Raw genomic sequence first — 19616 nt, forward strand, 5'->3', positions numbered from 1 at the left:
GACATGAACTGGAAATCCCTGACACTGATGGCGATCCTTGCCGGAACAGCCCTTGCCTCACCAGCCGCTGCCGATCAGCTGGACACGATCATGACCAACAAGGTGCTGCGTTGCGCGACCTTTGCGGACGTCGTTCCTTTCGCCGCGCCAGACCCGAAGACCCGTGAAATGGCCGGTTTCGACGTTGATCTTTGCAACGCCATAGCCAAGGAACTCGGCGTAAAGGCTGAAGTGAAGCCTGTTTCGGTCGAAGCCTGTGTGCCGGAAGTCAAACTCGGCCGGGTCGACATTACCGTCGCCAACCTTGCCTATACTCAGAGCCGTGCCGAGCAGATCCAGTTCAGCGACCCTTACTATCTTGCCAAGGAAATGCTGATCGTTCCAGTTGACGATGCCGGTCAAAAGAAATCGGATTATGAAGGCCAGCGCGTGGCGTCCACAAAGGGTTCGACCTCAGAAATGTCGATCAAGCTCAACAAGTCCGAGCCGTTGACGTTCCAGGACACGGCTTCCGCCTATCTCGCGGTTCAGCAGGGCAAGGCGCGCGGCATGGTGGCCAACACCATGACGACGACCAAGTTCGTCAATGAATCGAAGAACAAGGGCAAGCCGATGCGCATGATCGAGGAGCCGATGCTGTACCAGCCCATTGGGATCGGCATGGCAAAGGACAATCCGAAGCTGACGGCCAAAATCAACGAAGTGCTCCGCAAGATGGATGCTGACGGCGAGATCAACAAGATCTGGGACAAATGGCTTGGCCCGAACACCGAGTACAAGATGACGCGTAACGACAAGGTCGTTCCGCTTTCCGAACTGAAGTTCGACCCGATCCCCTGATACGGGCACCCGACACGATCCAACCCGTCAAAAATCAAACGCAAGCGGTGGGACGTTCCCACCGCAGGCCTTACCGTGGGAGGTTTTATGATCCACATTAAAGATATCGCAGAACGGCCAAGCAAGGCAGACATCGAAGCCCTTTCGAAGTTCTCGCCCGCGACTATTCATGAGGCACAAGGCCGTAAAGGTGCACTTTCCTCCCGTCTTAAGCCCGTCGATTATCGTATGAAGCTCTGCGGCCCGGCATTTACCGTCAAATGTGCGCCGCGTGACAACATTATGCTGCAGCTCGCCATCAACTACGCCAAGCCCGGCGATATCATCGTCGTTTCCGCCGGTGAGTACGAAGAGGCCGGTTCGTTCGGTGACGTTCTCGCCAATGCCTGCCTGGCCAAAGGGATCGGCGGTCTGGTGACGGACACCGGCGTACGGGACACGCTGCAACTGCGCGATCTCGGCTTCCCAGTGTTTTCGCTCAGTGTCTGCATCAAGGGCACCGTCAAAGAAACCATTGCAGCCGTCAACGACAGCATCATTGTCGGCGGTGAGATCATCAATCCCGGCGATATCATCGTTGGCGATGCGGATGGCCTGGTTGTTGTCCGGCGTGAAGACGCGCAGGAATCGGCTCGCCTGTCGCAGATCCGTGAAGACGCGGAGGCAGGATATATCGAAGCTTATAAGCAGGGCAAATCGGTAATCGAAGTGAGCAACCTTGAACCTGTCTTGAAAGCCAAAGGACTGGTCGTTGATATGTGACGCCGATGGGCCGAGCGGAGACGCATGAAGCGTTCCGTTCGGTCATCCTTGGCGGCGTCATTCTTGTCACGCCGCCTTAGTGTCAGTTTGCGGGTATTCCGAGGTTCACGGTATCAGCCTTGCCTCCGCAGGGGCTTGGCTGACCGCAGTCGTGATCTCGTTCGCCGTTGGCCGGCGGGCGGATCGGAAGTCCATGAACCGCCGGTGCCACCGCGGCACCTGACTTTTGTTGTTTCAGGCTGCGGCGCGCCTTTAATCTAACGAAGGTTCTAAGCCGGGTACACCATCGGAGTTGCCGGCGCGACGACCGATCCGCGCTGGCCTCGGCACCAGCCAACCACGCTATCTCGAAGAGTTTCGGTAGCCGAACAAAGTATCGATCTGTGGGGCACTTTGTGAGAACAACCGCCAGAGAAGTGCGGCCAAAACAAACATCAGACCCCAGGCGATAACCACATCTGATAGGAAGTGAGCTCCGAACACCACTCTGTTCAGCGAGAAGCCTGCAGCGACGACACCCACCGCGCAGAGATAAAGCGTCGAGTATTGACGCCTGAAAAACACGACCAGTGTGAGCAGCGCGAATGCACTCGCCGCCTCTCCCGAGATGAAGGAACAATTCCTCACGCATTGGTCGGTGAACTCCCACGCAGGTGTGAAAACGGCGTTCCCGCCAAATTCTTCAAGTGTTCTTGGGCGAGCCCTGCCGACCAAAATCTTTATGAAGTGGACACCCAGCCCCGGACCTGTTGCGAAAAACATGAGGACGAACAGTAATTTGTGCGGAGCAGGGGTGTATTTCAGGCGCCTGAGATAAGGATTTGGAATTAGGAGGAGAACCGCTGCTCCTATGATCACCCAAGGCATGAGCCTGTTGGTGTCACGAAACAGGATGAGAAAGCTGTTTTCCTTGAATGCAAATTCAGAGGCATTTTCCCAAAAAAAACGGCTTACCATGAGGTCGAGTTCTGGAATCGCTGCGAAGATGAGTGAGGCGAGACCCAGAAGGGCAAGTGCTTGCGGCAATACATTCCGCGGCGTGTCGTGCCCGGTTTCGGCAATTGCTTTTTGAACGTGATTAAGGTTAGTTACACTCATAAGTGGCTCCTCGTTGAGGGCCACGTTCTCCCGCTCGAATGTCAAGAATTGACGGAGAAACTCGGGAGGCGACGTCAAAATCAGAAGGCTATATTATGATTTCATCGCTCGTGCTGGTGGTCGAGGACGACGAGGATATAGCCTCTCTCCTGGAGAGATATTTGGCGAGGGCTGGCTACCGGACGACCAAAGCATCAACAGGTCTTGCGGCTCTGGCGCAGGTACTAAGACTACAGCCGGACCTGATCTTGCTCGATATCGGCCTTCCAGATATCGACGGCTTCGATGTTCTGACAAAAGTTCGAGCCAACTCCGCCGTGCCGGTGATATTCCTGTCAGCGATGGATGACAGCATGGACAAATTGCTCGGTCTGAAACTTGGCGCTGATGACTACGTCACGAAACCGTTTAACCCGCAGGAAGTCGTGGCGCGGGTTGGTGCCGTGTTGAAACGAACCAAGGGCGTTGCCGCGACCGAGGTGATCCGACATGACGAGATCGAAGTCCAGCTGGATTCGCACATCGCGGCCGTATCGACGGAAAAGGGGCGTGTTGAACTGCCGCTGACGGCAACCGAATTCCGCCTTTTGGTGTGCCTGCTGAGATCGCCCTACAAAACCTTCGAGAGAACGTCTTTGCTGGACGCATGTCTACCCGAAAGCGACGCGCTCGACAGGACCATCGACACCCATATCGCCAATCTGCGGCGCAAGCTCGCAGAACGCGGTCAGGAAGGGTATATAACCACAGTTCGCGGTATCGGATATCGTTTTGCGAGGTCGACAGGTGCCTAGGCCAACCCTCTCCACCATGACGGCAGCATTGACCTCGGTCATCCAGGTCATAACCATCGCGGTGCTCTATATCACGGTTGACTGGTATATTGATCACGCCGAAATATCGGCCCAGGAAAGACTCCCTAAAGATGCGCAATCGGCGTGGATAAGCCTTAACGCAGGCGAAGTCCCCGACCCGAAGGAGCTTGCGGCGCTGGCGCCCCTGTTTCCTGAATTAGACGAAGCGACAGAAGCATCGCCTGTCGAGGGCGTTCTGTATTTCGGCTTCGCACTGATTGCTTTGACCTGTGCACTCGGGGTGGTTTTGGCCCATAGGCTCGTAGCCCCCCTTACCCGCCTGACTGCGGCCGCGGAGAAGATCCGGCAGGGTGACTTCCAGGTGACGGTAGAGCCCGGAGCAACCAGAGAGGTGGAAGCGCTCGCCATTACGATCAACAGCATGGCGAGCGAACTATACGCACTGGAAACACGCCTGAAATTCAACACGCGAGCGGTGGCCCATGAACTGCGCACACCGCTCACGGTGTTGCAGGGTAACCTGCAGGGCATGTCTGACGGGATCATTCCCGCAGACGAGGAACGGTTGCGAGCGCTGCTTATGCAGGCACAGGGCATGTCCCGCCTGGTCGACCAACTGAATACGCTTTCCCTGGCTGGTACGTCCGACTTTGTCGTGGCAACGTCGACAACAGACTTGGCGACGCATGTCATGGACACAGTGACATTGTTTCAGACCTCGACAGGCGACGTCGTCATATTCCGAACCCATCTTCAGCCAGCCCCGGCAAAGATAGACCCCGACCGTTTCCATCAGGCTCTCCTGATTCTGCTTGAAAACGCACGTAAGTATGCGGGCGATAGCGGCCCTATCGACATTCAAACGGGCCTGACTGAAGGCGGGCAGTCGTTTCTTTCGGTTCGAGATCAAGGGCCAGGACTGCCGGATTATGTACAGCATTCATCGTTCGATATGTTCTGGCGAGGCGAGAGGCTCAACGGTCGTGGTCAGAGTGGTTCAGGTCTGGGCCTCTCGGTGGTTAAGGCAATAGCGGAAGGGCACAATGCGCGGCTGGAAGTTGGAAACAATCCTGATGGAGGTGCCTATGCCAAGATTGTCTTTTAGATAACGGTATCAGATTGGTTCAAAGCTGCCGGGCGGCTATCAGTGGACAGAGGCCCGGAACACAGCAGGTCGTTTCTGACGGGCCACCCAATCAACCAGCCACCTGCGTCGCAGGTTGAGGGGTCAACGCGACAGCTTCATCTTTCGATCGCTAGTGTTATCCAGTCGTGTGCGTCCGAGAATAGGCACCAGGCGGCATTCCCACATGCCGGCTGAACGCAACACTGAAGGCGCTTGCCGAACCATAGCCGACGCGCTGTGCGATCTCGGCTGTCGCCACATCCTTGCGAAGGAATTCCTTCGCCAGCGCCATACGCCAGCCGGTGGCGTATTCCATCGGAGCGACGCCAACCTCCCTCCGGAAACGATCGAAGAAGGTCGAACGGGACATGGCGGCATCCCGCGCCAGTGTTTCCACCGTCATGCTACGCCCCGGATCCGCGTGGATCCTGCGCAAGGTCGGTGCCAGCAGCGGATCGGCCATACCGCGCAGGAGACCAGGTGGGGCGGACGAACTTGCGGTGCAGCGCAATGCTTCGATCAACAGCACCTCCAGCAACCGGTGAAGCACCATCTCACGGGCGGTACGGTCGGCTCTCGTCTCGTCGTTTATCATGCCGACCAGCATCATCAGCCGTTCTTCGCCCCGGATATGGATAACCTCCGGAAGCAACGAGACGAGAAGAGCTTTGTCGTGCGAACCAAAGGCGCAATGTCCCACCATTGCCTTGATCTCTGCGGGCGCTTCCGGGTCTCCAAGACGAAAGACACCTGGGCTGGTCTCCAGACGCTGGGCAAGTGCTCCGCGAGGCGGCGGAGTGAGGCTGCTCATTGTAAACGAGAAGATTTCCGGAACCAGCACGAAGTCGCCGCTTGTGAGCAGCATAGGCTCACGACCGGTGATCGTCATCCTGCAATGGCCCTCAACGACCGCACAGTAAAATGGGCTGCCAAGTTCCGTGCGCTCGACGAGCCACTGACCTCCACCCGTCACCAACTTCGAGATCGACGGACTTGGCTTAAGCAAGGAAACGACTTCGGCGATTGGATCAGTCAAGGTTTCGGACTCAGTCTAAATTTAATCGGACAAATGAATATAGTAAGTCCGGTGCTGCAGGTCCATCTTGTCTTTGGTTAATCGTTCGGAGACAAAGATGCCCAAGATATTCATCACCGGTTGCTCATCCGGGTTCGGCCTCGCCATCGCGCAACAATTTGTGGCGGCTGGTTGGGACGTGGTCGCGACCATGCGCACTCCGCGCAACGACCTGATCCCCGCCAATGACAGGCTCAAAATTCTGGCGCTTGATGTTACCAGCGCGGACAGCATCACAAAGGCTGTCGAAGCGGCTGGGCCGATAGACGCTCTGGTCAATAATGCCGGTGTCGGCATGCTCAATGTGCTGGAAGGCGCGGAGATGTCGAAAATCCGCGAACTGTTCGAAACGAACGTGTTCGGCGCAATGGCAATGACCAAGGTGGTTCTTCCACAAATGCGGGTTCGTCGCTCAGGCGTCATTGTCAACGTAAGCTCCATAGTCACTCTCAAGCCGCTGCCCGCACTCTCCGTCTATAGCGCCAGCAAGGCAGCGTTGAACGCCTTTACGAAAAGTCTCGCTCTTGAAGCCGCTGTCTTTGGCGTCCGCGCCAAACTTGTTCTGCCGGGCTCGTCCCCCGCGACCGGGTTCGGGAAAAATGCGGTCGCGCGCATGGGAATGGATATCCCCGAGCCATACAGCGCATTTGTCCAAGACGTCCTTGCAGCGCCGCGTTCCGGCACGGAGGTCACGACGCCGGAAGATGTTGCCGAGGCCGTTTGGCGTGCGGTGACGCAACCTGACATGCCGATGAAAACGCCCGCCGGTGCAGATGCGCAAACCTGGTTCCGCGAGGCAGGCCACTCGCTGTCTTGAAGACAACAACCCGAACATCGATGCTTAAGGATCCTGACCATGAACAATCTGATCGATCTTGCCAAACATATTCCAACCTCTGAAGCCAGTCTCACTGTGGCCTATACGCCCATCCGGTTGCCGATGACCGGCCGTCACCCCCTGGAACTGCGTCTGACGGCACCCGCGACCGGCAGCAACCTTCCCATCGTGCTGCTGTCGCATGGGTTCGGCCCGTCCAACTATATTCCGTCGAAAGACGGTTATGCGCCGCTGGTCCAGTTTTGGGCAGAGAGAGGTTTTGCGGTAATTCAGCCGACGCATGCGAGTTCGCGTGTCGGTGGTTTGACTGCTGATGAGCCAGGCGCGCCGTTCTTCTGGCGCGAGCGCGTGGAGGAATTAAGGACCATTCTCGACCAATTGCTGGAAGTGGAAAGACAGGCACCCTCCGTTGCTGGTCGGCTGGATCATTCGCGCGTTTGCGCCGCCGGTCATTCCTTTGGCGGGCACACCGTCGGACTTCTGTTGGGCGCGCAACTGAATGGTGAGGATTTCTCCGATCCACGCATCTCTGCTGGCATTTTGCTGACGGCTCCGGGGCGAGGTGGAAAGGACATGACCGAAGAAAATGCGGCCAGATTTCCGTTCTTCGACGTCGATTTTTCGACGCTGACGACACGCAGCCTCGTCGTCTGCGGTGATATGGACGATCCGCATTTCACCACCCGGGGGCCGGACTGGCATGCGGATGCGTTTGACGATGCGCCGGGCGCAGACGCGCTCCTGATGTTGCACGGCGTCGGACATGGGCTGGGCGGGATCGCCGGACTGGACGCAAAGGAGACCGAGACCGAGGCACCTGATGCGCTGGAAGCCACAAGACGTCTGACGCTTGCATGGCTTCAAACAGTGCTGGGAGGAGATGAGGGTGCATGGCAGAGCGCGTGCCTTGCGCTCGAGGGTAAAGCTCGCCCGCTCGCGGATGTTACGCTAAGACGGCGGTAACATCTGTAAGGTCTGTCGAAGGCCTGGTTGCCCCCAAGCAACCCGGCCGTTTGTGTTTAAGGTCGCGGGTGGCTTGGCGGCAAGGGCAGCACGGGTAGCATGGGCACGAAAATCTGCCAGCATCCCGCCGAGATACGTCGGCGGGATGGCTCGGAAGGGCTGTAGGCGCAATCTAAGGAGCTCAATCTATTCGTCACCATCATCATTACATCCGTTGATGTCGCAGCTTTCGGGCGATGGAACACAAGAGGCTCCTGGTTGATCAGACGGATTGCGACAAGAGACAAAACCGGATATTCACGCTCAGGAATTCACAACGGCAGAGCGCTTCAAAGCAAAAGTGACGGACAAGACGCTAAAGGGGCTGTTCCTCGCGCATCGACGGGAACTGCAAGCCTATCTCACCGAAAAATTGAGGGATTCCGATACCGCCGCGGATCTTACGCAGGAGGCCTTTCTGCGTTATGCAGAGCAAAATCCAGCCGGTAGCGCTGTCGTGCTGAACGGGCGATCCTATCTCTATCGGACGGCGCATAATCTTGCAGTGGATTACGTTCGCCAGAAGGCGCGCCAGAAAACGGATGCCGCCGCGCATGATGATATGGCTGATCTACCGGATGATCGCCCGTCGCAGGAAGACGAAGCGGATGCCCGCCAAAAGCTGGATCGACTGCGTTCAATCGTGGCGGAACTGCCGGAGCGGACACGGCAGATATTTGTGTTGAACCGCATCGAGGGATTGAGTTACGCCGAAACCGCCGAGCGGCTTGGCATATCGGAAAGTTCCGTGCAGAAACATCTGGCCAAGGCGCTGTTGCACGTCACCAAACGGCTCCGGCCGCAATAGCGAGAAAAAGCGCAGGAACGTTACCGGATACAGATGCCCTGCACGTCTTATCAGGGACTGCGTCTGAAGTGGCGGTGCAAGAACATGGACCGAAGTGTGGGACACCGAGACGACAAAGAACGGATTGAAGCGGAAGCTGCCGAATGGGTCATTCGGCTTGGCGGCGATCCGCTTGATGGGCAGCAGCGCGCCGCCTTCCAGCGCTGGCGTTCTCAAAGCGCTGATCATGCGCGGGCTTTTGAATTCGCCCAAAACACCTGGGGCGATCTGGCGGGATTGCGTGAGGCCCCAGGCTCCCTCTCTCTTGATGCTCTCTCGTCAGGATCGGGGCCGGAACGGGCTTTTGCCAAAACAGGCGTGCCGCGTGCACCGCGTGTGCCATTGTGGCGCGGCGCTGGCATTGGTGCGCTCTGTCTTGCCGTCTTAATCAGCATATCGAGTTTCTGGTATGGCAGCCCCATCACCATGATGATTGCGGACTACCGCACGCTGCCGGGCGAACGAAGAAGTGTAACCCTGCCGGACGGCAGCATCGTAGACCTCTCCTCCTCAAGCGCGATAGCCTTGCATTTCTCCGATCGCGAGAGGCGCGTCGAACTGCTGGAAGGTGCCGCCTACTTCACAGCCGCGCCCAAGGCAGGCGCCGAGAAACGTCCCTTTGTTGTCGAGGGTGCGGAAGGCACGGCAACGGCGCTTGGAACGCAGTTTGTGGTGGATCGTCTTTCGGATACGGTTGAAGTGACGGTGATCGAGCACGAAGTTCGTGTGAACCTTGATGATCCGGCCCGCCAATCCGCCAGCGCCATTCTGGCGCCTGGCCAATCTGTCCAGTATTCGGCCCGCACCGGCTTAGGTCAGGTACAGGAAAAGGATGTCGAACTGGCGGCTGCCTGGCGGCAGGGAAGGCTGGTTTTCGACCGGGTACCGCTGGCGGATGTCGTGGCCGAACTCAATCGCTATCGCCGGGGCCGTATTGTCGTGGGCAATCCCACACTGGCAAACCGCACCGTCAGCGGCGTGTTCGAGACAAGCGATCTCGACCGCGCACTTGAAACCATCACGCAGGAACTCGGCATACGCTCAGCATCCGTTCCGCCGCTGGTGACTCTGCTGTACTGACCCCCCGCGAGGGGGTTGGTTTTAACAGCTCGAAAAAAAGTCAAAAAAACCTTACCGGAAAACATGAGTGGATTCGTCTCATTTGCGAACCGGCGGAAGAAGCCTTCCGCCAGCGTAAATTTGAGTGACGAAAGGGTTTTGTAATGGGGGTAAAGGTGGGACACAGCAGCCGGGGCCATGATGTTCGCCAGCAGCTGGGATCGACAGTCAGCATGGTTGCACTGGCCATCGGCCTGTCGCTTGCCTGCTCGCCGGTCATCGCGCAGCAGAGCGTTTCGTCCAACACGGCACAGCCGCGATCCATTGCCTTCAACATTCCCGCGCAGAACCTCAACAGCGCGATCCTGTCCTTTGCCAACAAGGCCGGCATCCAGGTCTTCTACGATGTCTCTCGCGTGGAAGGGCTGCGCAGCACCGCCGTTCGCGGCAGCTATTCTCCAGAACAGGCGCTCTCCCAGCTGCTTGCAGGCACAGGGGTCTCCTATCGCTTCTCCGGAAACAGCGTCTCCCTGACAAGACCGGATGCGGCCCAGGCTCCATCGGTGGGTGCTGATGGCTCGACGGTGCTGGAGACGATTACGGTTGAGGGGCAGAGCGCGACGACGGAGGGGACGGGATCGTATACGACGGGAGAGATGAGTACGGCTACTGGCCTTCCCACATCAATCCGCAAAACGCCTCAGTCGGTGAGTGTCGTAACCCGTCAAAAAATGGATGATAAAAACTATCAATCATTAGATGAGGCAATGCAGGACACTCCAGGCATCACCACTTTCCAGAATAATACTGGCGACCGTTGGAGGTATTATTCTCGGGGAAATGTTGTCAACGCTATCAATTATGATGGGGTCAGAAATTCGACCGGCACCTTCACGCAAGATGTCACGACCTCTGACGATATGGCCATGTATGATCGCGTTGAAGTCGTGCGAGGTGCTACGGGGCTGAGTCAGGGAACAGGCAATCCCTCCGCAACAATCAATCTCATCCGTAAACGTCCTACGGCAGAAAGGCAGTCTTCCATAACGGTCACCGGATCGTCGTGGGGGAATGGCAGCACGATGCTTGATACGAGTAGCTCCCTTACAAAGGATGACGGCGTGCGTGGACGGTTCGTCGCGAATGTCGGCGGGGGTGATTGGTATCAAGACTACAACGAACGTAAAAACATGCTGTTTTACGGAACGGTCGAAGCTGATCTGGGTGAATCGACGACAATCAATCTGGGAGCTTCCTACCAGAAGTATCGTCAGGATGGGTACATAGGTGGTGGCTTTCCTGTTCAGGATGATGGTTCATTCTACAATCTCGATCCAACTGACTATCTTGGAGCTGAGTGGAATCATCTACGGAAAGAAGGAAAAGCAGTCTACTTTGATGTTAAACACGAATTTGACAACACGTGGGAATTGAAGTTCACCAGCCAGGCAAAGTGGGGTGAAGGCGACCTCCTGACCTACTATCACTATCCGGATGGTGCTGGTGGGCTAAATTTTTGGCCGGTATACTGGGGCGGTACAGACAATCAGCAGTCGGCGGATATCAAGCTATCAGGGCCTGTGGAGCTTTTCGGTCGTACTCATGACATCGTTTTCGGAGCGTCTGCTCAGCGCGAGGATTATTATTATGAGTATGAGGGGTACAAAGGGACAAGTGTGACCGATATATACGCTTGGGACCCTGCAAACGTCCTTAGAGAAAAAGATGGCGACGGATTGGGATGGCAGGGCTACGTTCAAAAAGAATATAGTGTTTATGCCAGCGGACGTTTCAGTGTCACGGATAAACTAAATTTCATCACTGGCGGACGTTTAGTCTGGTTTTCGAACGACGATAAATATAGCACTGATAGCTACTCCGAAAGCGCTGAATTCATTCCATATGTGGGCGTTACATACGATCTGACAGATCAAATGACGCTCTACGCCTCCTATACGAGCATATTCGAGCCCCAATCTTATCTTTCAGTAGACGGAAAAGTTTTGGATCCGCTTGAGGGCAGCAATATAGAATTCGGTGCAAAATACGGATGGTTCAATGATCGGCTTGTTGCTTCGGTTGCTCTTTTCCAAAGTAAGCAGAAAAACCTACCGGTTAGCCTCGATACGACCCTTTGTGTGGGAAGTGTTGCTTGCTACGCACCTGCCGATGAGGTTCGCACGCGCGGCGTAGAAATGGAATTAAGCGGAGAAATTACCGATCAGTTTAACGCAACCGCCGGATATACATATTCTGATGCCGAATATTCAAAAGGGGATCACGCGGGAAATGCCTTTAATACAAATGTAATTCCTACCCACTTGTTCCGTTTGTTCGGAGCTTATTCCTTTGAGGGAAATCTTGAGGGTTTAACAGTTGGAGCGGGACTCCGCGCACAAAGCAAAATCTATGCGGAAGGGGACGGATGGCGATCAGAGCAAAAGACTTACGCTGTAGTAGACCTCATGGCGAAGTACGATTTTTCGGAAGCGACAGCTTTGCAAATGAATTTCAACAATATCTTCAATGAAGAGTATTATAATTCAATTAGCGCTAATAAATACTATGGAAATATAATGGGGGCTCCACGTAATTTTACAGTTAACCTTCGCCACAAGTTCTGATGATTTATAGAAAGATGTTGTCTTTTGGTGGGAAAGGTATGATCCGCATGGGCATGAAGGGCAGGAACTTCGGTTCCTGCAATCAATATTCCTATGCAACTATGCTCTTCCTAGCTCTGCTTTTCCCCCTTGTGGCCTACCCGGCTACTCCTCAGCGGTCTGACGCATTTCCGATAACGGTCCGACATAAGTTTGGGACCACAACCATTGTTCAAGAGCCGGATAGAGTTGTCACTTTCGGCTGGAATACCGAAGATGCCCTCATCGCTCTTGGAAAGATTCCGGCTGGGATGCCGTTTCGACACTATTTTCCTTCCGGTATATTTCCGTGGAACGAGAAGAGTGTCGCTGGTTTCCATCCATTTCTATTTGAAGACGGAACCATTGATTTCGAACAGATCGCTTTACTGAAGCCGGATCTGATCCTGGCTGTCAATTCGTATGTCGACGCCACACAGTACGAGAAGCTCTCAAGAATAGCGCCGACCATCGTTCGGGAAGGCCCTACTGGCGGTGACTGGCGAGAAGACATCAAGTTTGCTGGCATGATCCTCGGGCGGCAAATTATTGCCCAAGATGTGATCCGCAGCACGGAGGACTTCATTGCGGCACTCAGGAGAGAGCATCGAGATCTTGATGGTCTGGGTGTGACGCATGGTATGTTCTGGCCTTCGCGTGGTTCTCTTTTACTATACAACCCCGATAGTTCGCGGCAACAAATCTTCAGATTGCTGGGGATGCGTTCGTCCAAGCGTCTGGAGGAAATATTTTATGGCAGGTCTGGGACGGAGATATTGAGCCTAAGCCTTGAGATGCTGCCGCTGATCGATTCCGATATTGTTGCATTATGGCTTCAGCCGCAGGCACGCGGCGAGTTGGCTGATACGAAACTGATCCAGAACATGTTGGTGGTAAAGCAGGGAAGATTGGTTCTTCTCGATGATCCGGTTCTCATCTGGTTCCCTACCGCCGTCAGCACCCAATCCATCCGTTATGCACTGCCAGAAGTGGCGAGACGACTGACTCAAGCTGCTAGCAAGATCGGCCCTCGACCATGATGATTGGGTGTTGTCCGTACGGTAAAATATTAGCCCCGAAAGCGCCAGGACACTGAAATGCACGCGAACGCACAAGCCCTTTTGGGCACATTGGATCACGACCACGAAGCCTATGTGGAGGACAATTTTCTGGCCTGCGTGGTATCGATCGGGCATCTGACGCCGTCGATGATGCGGGTGGTGTTGAAGCTGGAGGGTGGGGAGCGGTTGCTGGGCAGCGGGCATCCGGATGAGTGGGTGCGTCTGGCGGTGCCGGCGGATGATGGGACGCCGGTGGTGCTGCCGGTGTTGCGGGAGAACGGGCGATGGGAGATGCCGGAGGGGGCGGATTATGCGCCGAACCGGCCCTATACGGTGCGCCGCTGGAATGCCAAGACCTGCGAGATGGTACTCGACATGGTGGTGCATGAGGGTGGCGTGGCAGCCAGCTGGGCGATGGGGGCCAAGGTAGGGGATATCGTCGGCATCTGCAATCCGGAAGGGCGGTTCTGGTTGCCGAAGGCAAGCCAATGGCTGTTGATGCTGACGGATATCACCGGCTTGCCCGCCGTGGGTCGCGTGCTGGAGGAACTGCCGCAAGGGTTCCGGGCGGTGGTCCATGTGGAGATCCCGTCCGATGCCGATCGTCAGGAGATCGGGGAGATGATCGAGACACAGGCCGATGTCGAGATCACCTGGCATGCCTGCCACGGCCTGCGCCCGCAGCGGCCCGGATATACGGAATTGCCGCGCATTGCACGAGAGATCACCACGCTGCCGGAGGGGCCGGGCTATATCTATATCGCCGGCGAAGCCAGGGCTGCTTCGGAGTGCCGCAAGCATTTCCGCGATGCGCTCGGTTTCGACAAGCGCCGCATCGATGCGGTCGGCTACTGGATCGAAGGGCAGGCCCGAGTGTGAACAGTGTGAGGGGTGTGATGATGGCCCTGTCTGTCGAGGCCGGTGATCGGACCGCAGCCGTCAAACGTGCTCAGACACGAAGCCTTGCCATGGCTGTGCTTGGCCTTGTGCTGCTGGTAGCCCTGTCGCTCTCAAGCCTTGCGCTGGGGGCAAGGCTGGTTGCGGTCTCCACGGTGGTCGATGCGCTTTTTGCCTATGATGGCGGTTTGGTCGATCATATCGTGATTGTCGATTACCGCCTGCCGCGCACGCTGCTTTCGCTTCTGTGCGGGGCGTCCTTCGGCGTATCCGGCGCGCTGATCCAGGCGGCGACGCGTAATCCGCTGGCCGATCCGGGGATATTGGGCGTCAATGCCGGGGCAGCCTTCTTCGTTACGCTTTCGGTCGGGCTGTTCGGTTTCCATTCGATCCAAGCCACACTGTGGTTTTCTCTTCTCGGCGCGGTGCTGGTGACGCTGGCCGTCTACGGGCTGGGCATGGCGGGGCGCGGTGGCGCAACTCCGGTGCGCATGGTGCTGGCGGGAGTGGCGCTGTCGGCGGTGCTGGGCGGCATCTCCTCTTCGATTACGCTTTTGAACCCCCAGGCCTTCGATGCCATGCGCCAATGGTCGATCGGCTCGGTGGCCGGGCGCAACATGGCGGTGGTCACAGCGATTGCACCCTTTATCGGCCTTGGCCTTGTGATCGCGCTGATGAGCGGCCGTTCGCTCAATACCGTGGCGCTGGGTGAGGACCTCGCACGCGCGCTTGGGGCCAGTCTTGTTCGCACCCGAATTTTGACACTTGCCGCCGTGACACTTCTGGCCGGAGCAGCCACGGCAGCCTGTGGCCCGATTTGCTTTGTCGGTCTGATGGTGCCCTATGCGGTGCGCTGGTTCACCGGGCCGGATCAGCGACAGATCTTGCCGCTGACGATGATCTATGCGCCGGTGCTGATGCTTGCAGCCGATATTGCCGGTCGGCTGGTGCTCTATCCGGGCGAGCTGGAGGCGGGCGTGGTCACCGCCTTCCTCGGCGCGCCTGTGTTGATCGCGCTGGCGCGGCGCAAACAGGCGGTTGGATTGTGACGATGTCCTCTCGCCCCCCGCCTTCTCCCGCACGGTTGGATTTTGGCCGCATCGTCTTTGCCTTTCGCCTCGCAGGCGGCCGTCTGTCTGTCCGGCTCGATGGCCGTGTGCTCATCCTGATGCTGGCGCTGCTAGTTCTGACCGCCGCCCTTGCGGCGCTGTCGCTGTTAAGTGGCAAATATCCCGTTGCACTGTCCCAGGTGTTTTGGGCGCTGGTGGGTCAGGGCGATGACATGGTGCGCATGATCGTGGTGGAATGGCGTCTGCCACGCGTGGCGCTGGCCGTTCTGCTGGGGGCTGCACTAGGCGTGAGCGGTGCCATCTTCCAGAGCCTGACCCGCAATCCACTGGGAAGCCCGGATATCATCGGTTTTTCCGCAGGGTCTTATACCGGCGCGCTGATGGTGATCCTCATTTTCTCCGGTGGATATTATGAGACGGCGCTTGGCGCGCTGGCGGGCGGTATAGTCACGGCAGCCGCCGTCTATCTGCTTGCCTGGCGGCGCGGCGTCCAGGGTTTCCGTCTCATCATCGTCGGCATTGGCGTTGCCGCCATGCTGTCAGCCTTCAATGCCTGGATGATCCGCGAGGCGGATCTTCAGGTGGCGATGGCCGCTGCCATCTGGGGGGCGGGCTCGCTGAACGGCCTTGGCGTCGAGCAACTTCTTCCCTTGGCGCTGATGCTCTGCGTCCTCTTGCCGCTGACGCTTTTGCTGTCTCGTCCGATGCGCCAGCTGGAATTGGGCGAGGATGTGGCCCGCGCCTCCGGTGTCGATGCGGGCCGCATACGGCTTTTGTTGATGATGCTGGGCGTGGCGCTGACGGCGCTCGTGACCGCATCGGCGGGGCCGATTTCCTTCATCGCGCTCTGCGCCCCGCAGATTGCCCGGCGCATGACCCGTTCGGCCGGGGTCGCGCTTCTTCCCTCGGCGCTGACCGGCGGGCTGCTGCTGCTCGCCGCTGACTGGGCCGCCCAGCACGCAATGGGCCCGCAGCTTCCCGTCGGCGTCATGACGGTCAGCATCGGCGGGCTCTACTTCCTTTTTCTTCTCATTCGCGAGGGTCGCAAATGACCAACTCCCCATCCGGCTCTGCCCACCCCATGCTCGAGCGCCTGCACGCCGATAATGTGACGTTGCGATACAACGAACGGACGATCTCGCAGGATCTTTTGGTTGCCATTCCCGACGCTTCCTTCACCGTCATCGTCGGGCCGAATGCCTGCGGCAAATCCACGCTTTTACGCGCCCTGTCACGGCTGCTTGTGCCATCGGCGGGCCAGGTGATCCTCGATGGGCGCAGCCTGCGCGATATTCCGGCGAAAGAGGCTGCCCGTCGCCTTGGCCTCTTGCCGCAATCCTCCACCGCGCCTGATGGTATCACGGTGGCGGATCTGGTGGCGCGCGGGCGCTATCCGCATCAGTCCTTCCTGCGCCAATGGTCGAGCGCCGATGAGAAAGCCGTTATCGCTGCGATGGACGCAACCCGTGTTACGGAGCTGTCAGGACGGCTGGTGGATGAGCTTTCCGGCGGCCAGCGTCAGCGTGTCTGGATCGCCATGGTCCTGGCGCAACAAACGCCGATCCTGCTGCTCGATGAACCGACCACCTTCCTCGACATCGCCCACCAGATCGAGCTTATGGACCTGCTGGCCGATCTCAACGTACAAGGCCGCACCATTGTCGCGGTGCTGCATGATCTCAACCATGCCTGCCGCTATGCCACCCACCTCATCGCAATGAAGGATGGCGCCATTCTCGCCGAGGGCGCGCCGTCTGCCATCGTTACCGAAGATCTGGTCGAAGCCGTCTTTGGTCTGAGCTCTATCATCATTCCCGACCCGGTCACCGGCACACCGCTCATCGTGGCCAAGGGGCGTGGCAATACGGGTATGAACAGGTTGGAGAAGCTCGATCAAGGCGGCGGCGAAGGTTTGACAGGAGAAAGTTTTACCGGAAGTGGCCCTCTCCTTCGTCATAATCCTCGTACCCATCAAACGGAAGGAGGGCGAGTGTGAGTACGCTTTTGAAGCGCTTCGCGGCCTATTACCGGCCCCACCGCGGCCTGTTTGCGCTCGATTTCTCCTCCGCTGTCGCCGCAGGGCTGCTGGAACTCGCCTTTCCCGTGGCAGTGACGCTGTTTATCGACCGGTTGCTGCCCACACATCAGCTGGGGATGATCGCCCTGGCGTCGCTCGGGCTGTTTCTCATCTATCTCGTCAATGCGGGTCTGCAGGTCATCGTCACTTATTGGGGCCATATGCTTGGTATCAAGATCGAGACGGAGATGCGCCGCAAAGCCTTCGACCATCTGCAGAAGCTCTCCTTCGGCTTCTTCGACAACCAGAAGACGGGCCATCTGGTGGCGCGGCTGACCAAGGATCTGGAGGAAATTGGCGAAGTCGCCCATCACGGGCCTGAGGACCTGTTCATCGCCGTGATGACATTGATCGGCGCGCTTGCCCTGATGTTATGGGTGCATGTGCCACTGGCGCTGATCACGGCCATCATCGTACCCGTCACGATTATCCTCACGACCGTCTATGGCCAGCGGATGACTGCAACCTGGCACGCGCTTTATGGTCGGGTGGCGGAATTTAACGCCCGTATCGAGGAAAATGTCGGCGGCATCCGCGTCGTGCAGGCCTTTGCCAACGAGGATCACGAACGAAAACTGTTTGCGGAAAACAACAATAATTATCTCGCAACCAAGCTCAAGGCCTACAAGGTCATGGCGGCCTCCATGTCGCTCTCCTACCTGTCGATGCGCTTCGTGCAGGTGGTGGTGATGCTGGCCGGTGCCTGGTTCGTGGTGCGGGGCGAACTGAGCGCTGGCGGCTTTGTCGGCTTTCTGCTGCTGGTCAATGTATTCTTCCACCCTATCGAAAAGATCAATACGATTATCGAAACCTATCCGAAGGGACTGGCGGGCTTCCAGCGCTATTGCCAGTTCCTCGATACAAGACCCGATATTGCCGACCGGAGCGATGCCAAAGTGGTTGCGCGGCTGAACGGGAATATCGAATACCGTGACGTAAGTTTCGGCTACAGCCCGGAAAAGCCTGTCTTTGCGGGCTTGAACCTGTCGATCAAGGCTGGCGAGACCATAGCCTTTGTCGGTCCGTCAGGTGCTGGCAAGACGACGATCTGCTCGCTTCTGCCGCGTTCTTAGGTAACCGGCGGGGCTATCCTGATCGACGGTATCGATATCAGGGAGATAACCCTGAAGTCGCTGCGCTCCAGCATCGGCATTGTCGCGCAGGATGTTTTCCTTTTTGCAGGCACGATCCGCGAGAATATCGCCTATGGCCGTTTGGGTGCGACGGAAAGTGAGATCGAGGAGGCGGCGCGGCTTGCAAGGCTCGACGCTGTGATTGCGGCTCTTCCGGGCGGCCTCGATACCATCGTCGGCGAGCGCGGCGTCAAGCTATCAGGAGGCCAGAAGCAGCGGCTGGCCATTGCCCGCATCTTCTTGAAAAACCCGCCGATCCTCATTCTTGATGAGGCAACCTCGGCGCTCGATACCGAAACGGAACGCGCGATCCAGCAGTCACTCGCCGATCTCTCGCATGGCCGCACGACGCTGGTCATTGCTCACCGGCTCGCCACCATCGCCAATGCCGACCGCATTCTCGTTGTGGAAGACGGCCACATCGTCGAACAGGGACGCCACGCAGACCTTATCGCCCGAAAGCACGGTCGCTATAGCCAGCTCCATGCTGCCCAGTCCGCAGGCCACGTGACTGCTACCAGCGATCAGATGTCCTTTGCGGTGTCGGTTTCTGGCGATTGACGAGGGAGGAAGGCGAACGCGCCTAAACAGCCGTTCCAAAACCGCCATCGCTATTTCTCTCCACCTGTGCAGAAGCGCAAAGCAAGACCGCTTGGACAATGGAAGCCGCCAAAGCGGGTAACGTAACGTGTAAGCGTGCATATCGCCTGCCTGGTGATGAATGTCCGATACTGTCGCGCAGTCGGGTTTTCTGTCCATGTCTTAGCGGAGGTTGCCGCGTTGGTCCGGAACGTCCTTGGGGCGCGGCGCGCTGCAGGACCTTGGGTGTTGTGACTTCATTCCTCAGACGTTCCGCCGTCTATTGGAAGGAGGATACCATCGCGGCTTCAATGGCGTCCTGTGAGTTAAAATAATTTGCTGAATATTTGCGCGCCAGGGGTTGCGCACGCTTCACACCGCTCATAAACGTTATAGCATTACATGGGGCGTTGAGCAGTGATGCCTTGAGAATGGAGCTATAGCGGCGTCGTGACTGATCTATGCCTGACCTGTGACAATCTATCGTTAGGCGATAACCGCCAGCCAGCTGCGCATGATATGAACTTCGGTGTGCGCAGAGGAAGCCTGAAAGCAACTGTTGGCGGTGACGGGTCACGCGGATCGAGCCTGATAAAGGGCAGGGCATCCGTGGCTCGTTGGGGCCTAGGAGTGGGACATGCTCGTGAAATCCGCGAGAGGCGTTCTGCTGTCACTATCGTCTCAGAAAACATATC

Annotated in this window: 16 protein-coding genes and 1 pseudogene; 15 read left to right on the forward strand and 2 right to left on the reverse strand. The window is 57.4% G+C overall.

Annotation, left to right across the window (positions count from 1 at the left end; genetic code table 11):
* Nucleotides 1-3 precede the first annotated feature (3 nt).
* Both ASF69_RS20080 and ASF69_RS20085 read left to right on the forward strand, forming a co-directional pair.
* Nucleotides 4-840, forward strand: a complete 837-nt coding sequence (locus ASF69_RS20080) for an ABC transporter substrate-binding protein (protein WP_062590052.1) — start codon at nucleotides 4-6, stop codon at nucleotides 838-840.
* A gap of 87 nt (nucleotides 841-927) precedes the next feature.
* Nucleotides 928-1602: a 4-carboxy-4-hydroxy-2-oxoadipate aldolase/oxaloacetate decarboxylase gene (locus ASF69_RS20085; RefSeq protein ID WP_062590053.1), complete on the forward strand. Its 675-nt coding sequence runs from the start codon at nucleotides 928-930 to the stop codon at nucleotides 1600-1602.
* Nucleotides 1603-1944: 342 nt separating this feature from the next.
* On the opposite strand, the gene ASF69_RS20090 is transcribed toward ASF69_RS20085, so the two are convergent.
* Nucleotides 1945-2700 (reverse strand): phosphatase PAP2 family protein, encoded by a 756-nt coding sequence (locus ASF69_RS20090; RefSeq protein WP_156462133.1) that lies wholly within the window; start codon nucleotides 2698-2700, stop codon nucleotides 1945-1947.
* Nucleotides 2701-2795: 95 nt separating this feature from the next.
* On the opposite strand from ASF69_RS20090, the gene ASF69_RS20095 reads away from it, so the two are divergent.
* On the forward strand, nucleotides 2796-3494 hold the full coding sequence (locus tag ASF69_RS20095) for a response regulator (RefSeq protein WP_062590055.1): 699 nt from the start codon (nucleotides 2796-2798) through the stop codon (nucleotides 3492-3494).
* A complete protein-coding gene (locus ASF69_RS20100) occupies nucleotides 3487-4620 on the forward strand; it encodes a HAMP domain-containing sensor histidine kinase (protein WP_156462134.1) in 1134 nt (377 codons plus the stop codon). Before ASF69_RS20095 ends, ASF69_RS20100 begins: the two co-directional genes overlap by 8 nt.
* Before the next feature lie 157 nt (nucleotides 4621-4777).
* Here the strand turns inward: ASF69_RS20100 and ASF69_RS20105 are convergent, their stop codons facing one another.
* Nucleotides 4778-5677 (reverse strand): AraC family transcriptional regulator, encoded by a 900-nt coding sequence (locus ASF69_RS20105; RefSeq protein WP_062590057.1) that lies wholly within the window; start codon nucleotides 5675-5677, stop codon nucleotides 4778-4780.
* Nucleotides 5678-5774: 97 nt separating this feature from the next.
* Between ASF69_RS20105 and ASF69_RS20110 the strand changes: the two genes are divergently transcribed.
* The 11 genes and pseudogenes from ASF69_RS20110 (at nucleotide 5775) to ASF69_RS20160 (ending at nucleotide 18903) form a co-directional block, all read left to right on the forward strand.
* Entirely contained in the window at nucleotides 5775-6533 is a 759-nt protein-coding gene (locus ASF69_RS20110) for an SDR family oxidoreductase (protein ID WP_062590058.1), read from the forward strand.
* A 39-nt stretch (nucleotides 6534-6572) separates the two neighbouring features.
* The gene (locus tag ASF69_RS20115; protein WP_062590059.1) at nucleotides 6573-7517 is read left to right on the forward strand and encodes a dienelactone hydrolase; all 945 of its coding nucleotides are present in this window, start codon (nucleotides 6573-6575) and stop codon (nucleotides 7515-7517) included.
* A gap of 271 nt (nucleotides 7518-7788) precedes the next feature.
* Nucleotides 7789-8364: an RNA polymerase sigma factor gene (locus ASF69_RS20120; protein ID WP_244475531.1), complete on the forward strand. Its 576-nt coding sequence runs from the start codon at nucleotides 7789-7791 to the stop codon at nucleotides 8362-8364.
* Between the two features lie 84 nt (nucleotides 8365-8448).
* Nucleotides 8449-9483, forward strand: a complete 1035-nt coding sequence (locus tag ASF69_RS20125) for a FecR family protein (RefSeq protein WP_062590060.1) — start codon at nucleotides 8449-8451, stop codon at nucleotides 9481-9483.
* A 143-nt stretch (nucleotides 9484-9626) separates the two neighbouring features.
* Nucleotides 9627-12086 carry a TonB-dependent receptor gene (locus ASF69_RS20130; RefSeq protein ID WP_062590061.1) on the forward strand — a complete coding sequence of 820 codons (2460 nt, stop codon included), beginning with the start codon at nucleotides 9627-9629 and terminating at the stop codon, nucleotides 12084-12086.
* Nucleotides 12086-13144 (forward strand): ABC transporter substrate-binding protein, encoded by a 1059-nt coding sequence (locus ASF69_RS20135; protein WP_082469800.1) that lies wholly within the window; start codon nucleotides 12086-12088, stop codon nucleotides 13142-13144. The genes ASF69_RS20130 and ASF69_RS20135 overlap by 1 nt, the downstream gene beginning before the upstream one ends.
* A 57-nt stretch (nucleotides 13145-13201) precedes the next feature.
* Nucleotides 13202-14044, forward strand: coding sequence for a siderophore-interacting protein (locus ASF69_RS20140; RefSeq protein ID WP_062590063.1), 843 nt, complete (start codon nucleotides 13202-13204; stop codon nucleotides 14042-14044).
* A 17-nt stretch (nucleotides 14045-14061) separates the two neighbouring features.
* A complete protein-coding gene (locus ASF69_RS20145) occupies nucleotides 14062-15111 on the forward strand; it encodes an iron chelate uptake ABC transporter family permease subunit (protein WP_062590064.1) in 1050 nt (349 codons plus the stop codon).
* Nucleotides 15112-15113: 2 nt separating this feature from the next.
* A complete protein-coding gene (locus tag ASF69_RS20150) occupies nucleotides 15114-16184 on the forward strand; it encodes an iron chelate uptake ABC transporter family permease subunit (RefSeq protein WP_082469801.1) in 1071 nt (356 codons plus the stop codon).
* Nucleotides 16185-16213: 29 nt separating this feature from the next.
* On the forward strand, nucleotides 16214-17128 hold the full coding sequence (locus ASF69_RS20155; protein WP_082469802.1) for an ABC transporter ATP-binding protein: 915 nt from the start codon (nucleotides 16214-16216) through the stop codon (nucleotides 17126-17128).
* Nucleotides 17125-18903 (forward strand): annotated as a pseudogene (locus tag ASF69_RS20160) (ABC transporter ATP-binding protein). Before ASF69_RS20155 ends, ASF69_RS20160 begins: the two are co-directional and overlap by 4 nt.
* The last annotated feature ends 713 nt before the right edge of the window (nucleotides 18904-19616 follow it).

The sequence above is a fragment of the Rhizobium sp. Leaf311 genome (assembly GCF_001423445.1).
Lineage (GTDB): Bacteria > Pseudomonadota > Alphaproteobacteria > Rhizobiales > Rhizobiaceae > Agrobacterium.

Bases quoted from the DNA above. Each gene is read 5' to 3' on its own strand.
- ASF69_RS20080 (WP_062590052.1), top strand. From the start codon at position 4: ATGAACTGGAAATCCCTGACACTGATGGCGATCCTTGCCGGAACAGCC.
- ASF69_RS20085 (WP_062590053.1), top strand. From the start codon at position 928: ATGATCCACATTAAAGATATCGCAGAACGGCCAAGCAAGGCAGACATC.
- ASF69_RS20090 (WP_156462133.1), bottom strand. From the start codon at position 2,700: ATGAGTGTAACTAACCTTAATCACGTTCAAAAAGCAATTGCCGAAACC.
- ASF69_RS20095 (WP_062590055.1), top strand. From the start codon at position 2,796: ATGATTTCATCGCTCGTGCTGGTGGTCGAGGACGACGAGGATATAGCC.
- ASF69_RS20110 (WP_062590058.1), top strand. From the start codon at position 5,775: ATGCCCAAGATATTCATCACCGGTTGCTCATCCGGGTTCGGCCTCGCC.
- ASF69_RS20115 (WP_062590059.1), top strand. From the start codon at position 6,573: ATGAACAATCTGATCGATCTTGCCAAACATATTCCAACCTCTGAAGCC.
- ASF69_RS20125 (WP_062590060.1), top strand. From the start codon at position 8,449: ATGGACCGAAGTGTGGGACACCGAGACGACAAAGAACGGATTGAAGCG.
- ASF69_RS20130 (WP_062590061.1), top strand. From the start codon at position 9,627: ATGGGGGTAAAGGTGGGACACAGCAGCCGGGGCCATGATGTTCGCCAG.
- ASF69_RS20135 (WP_082469800.1), top strand. From the start codon at position 12,086: ATGATTTATAGAAAGATGTTGTCTTTTGGTGGGAAAGGTATGATCCGC.
- ASF69_RS20140 (WP_062590063.1), top strand. From the start codon at position 13,202: ATGCACGCGAACGCACAAGCCCTTTTGGGCACATTGGATCACGACCAC.
- ASF69_RS20145 (WP_062590064.1), top strand. From the start codon at position 14,062: ATGATGGCCCTGTCTGTCGAGGCCGGTGATCGGACCGCAGCCGTCAAA.
- ASF69_RS20150 (WP_082469801.1), top strand. From the start codon at position 15,114: ATGTCCTCTCGCCCCCCGCCTTCTCCCGCACGGTTGGATTTTGGCCGC.
- ASF69_RS20155 (WP_082469802.1), top strand. From the start codon at position 16,214: ATGCTCGAGCGCCTGCACGCCGATAATGTGACGTTGCGATACAACGAA.